The sequence below is a fragment of the Coleofasciculus sp. FACHB-712 genome (assembly GCF_014695635.1).
Lineage (GTDB): Bacteria > Cyanobacteriota > Cyanobacteriia > Cyanobacteriales > FACHB-T130 > FACHB-T130.
The window spans coordinates 1-1,719 of the sequence record NZ_JACJOQ010000322.1; the positions used below are offsets into that span (position 1 = coordinate 1).

General features: G+C 47.9%; 2 protein-coding genes. Both read left to right on the forward strand.

What is annotated here, in order from left to right; genetic code table 11:
- The first annotated feature begins 280 nt into the window (after positions 1 to 280).
- A complete protein-coding gene (locus H6F50_RS08325) occupies positions 281 to 1,393 on the forward strand; it encodes an acyltransferase family protein (RefSeq protein WP_190428285.1) in 1,113 nt (370 codons plus the stop codon).
- Positions 1,394 to 1,531: 138 nt separating this feature from the next.
- On the forward strand, positions 1,532 to 1,719 hold a 188-nt coding region (locus H6F50_RS08330), incomplete at its 3' end, for a hypothetical protein (protein ID WP_190428287.1).

A 1,719-nucleotide genomic window follows, 5' to 3' on the forward strand; every position in this document is an offset into this window, starting at 1 on the left:
TTCCTTCAGCAAAGCCTGCAACAACTAAGCGCGGCGTTGTTGCGGGTCAGTACGAGTAATTCGCGATACCAAAATTTTATCGAGCAGTTTCGTGACCCTAGTATTAAGCTTGAACGGCTAGAGCTAGCATCACGCTCCTACAACTCTTTAATTAATCGGGAATTATTTTGATTTCCTTCCCCGTGATGTTACCCTAAGCGACAAGATGAACGTCTTCGTTCGATAGAGTGATGCCTATCACCCTGTTATTTATTAATGTCTTGCTTCTGGAAACTCTACTATGCGCTTGACTTCGCTCGATGTGTTTCGAGGTATTGCCATTGCGGGAATGATTTTAGTTAATCAGGCGGGAGTTGCCGACCAAGTTTATCCTTTCCTGGAACACGCAGAATGGCACGGCTGCACCTTGGCAGACTTGGTATTTCCCTTCTTTCTATTTATTGTCGGCGGGGCAATGACCTTTTCCCTTTCCAAATACGCGGAAGGGAACCGCCCTACTGCCGATGTTTATAGACAAATTTTACGTCGAGCGGCGATTCTTTTTATTCTTGGTTTGCTGCTGAACGGCTTCTGGAATTATGACTTCAGCAACATCCGCATCATGGGTGTCTTGCAGCGGATTAGCCTTGCCTACCTGCTGGCTGCTCTAATCGTTCTTAACGTGCCACGCAAAGGACAGTGGGTACTAGCAGCACTGCTACTCATTGGGTACTGGATAGCGATGTCTTTGATCCCGGTTCCCGATTATGGAGCTGGTGTCTTAACGCGGGAAGGGAATTTTGGCGCTTATATTGACCGCCTGATCGTTGGCACAGCGCATCTGTATAAGGGAGATAATTTCAACTCAATGGGAGATCCTGAAGGTCTTTTCAGCACTCTTCCCGCGGTTGTCACCGTCCTCACCGGCTACTTTACGGTTGACTGGATACGCACCCAACCAGTACAGTCGCGCACCAGTATCGGCTTGGTCTTGTTTGGCATTGCTTGCCTAGCCGCTGGATGGGCGTGGGGGTTAGCGTTCCCGATCAACAAGAAACTGTGGACGAGTTCTTTCGTTCTTTTCACGACTGGTTGGGCGTTGCTGTTGCTGGCAGGTTGTTATGAAGTGATGGAAGTGCGGAAGTTCCGCCGCTGGGGGAAGCCGTTTGAAGTTATGGGGTTAAACGCTATCTTCGCGTTTGTCGCCTCAGTTCTGCTGATTAAAATCCTAGCTAAAACCCACGTCGGAACCGGCGAAACCGCCCCAACTACTTATAACTGGATCTATGAGAATGCCTTTGTGTCTTGGGCGGGAGCGATGAACGCCTCTTTATTGTTCGCCATCATGACATTGTTGTTCTGGTGGGCGATTCTGTACGCAATGTATCGCCAAAAGTGGTTTTTGAAAATCTGAGACAGCACTTCCTCATGACTCCAGAAATGACCGGGATCACTTAGTTTTTAAGGTGTTGTCACAATTTTTTCTAGCTTGCATCACTGGGGATGGTTCGGAAAAAGCTGAGAGTAGAGATATCAAATTCTTGATCTGACCATGACAGCTGAGTTTTTTCCGACCCAAGTGACTATCGAGGATCTAGTTGCTCAGATATTCGTCTCCCGCCGGATTACTCCTGTGAACCAGTACCAGCTGCAAACTGTCCTGCTCACTAAAGATTGGCTGGATGAAGAAGAACAAACCATGCTCAATCGGCTATTTTATGGTGTCCGTCATGGTTTGCT

Bases quoted from the DNA above. Each gene is read 5' to 3' on its own strand.
- H6F50_RS08325 (WP_190428285.1), top strand. From the start codon at position 281: ATGCGCTTGACTTCGCTCGATGTGTTTCGAGGTATTGCCATTGCGGGA.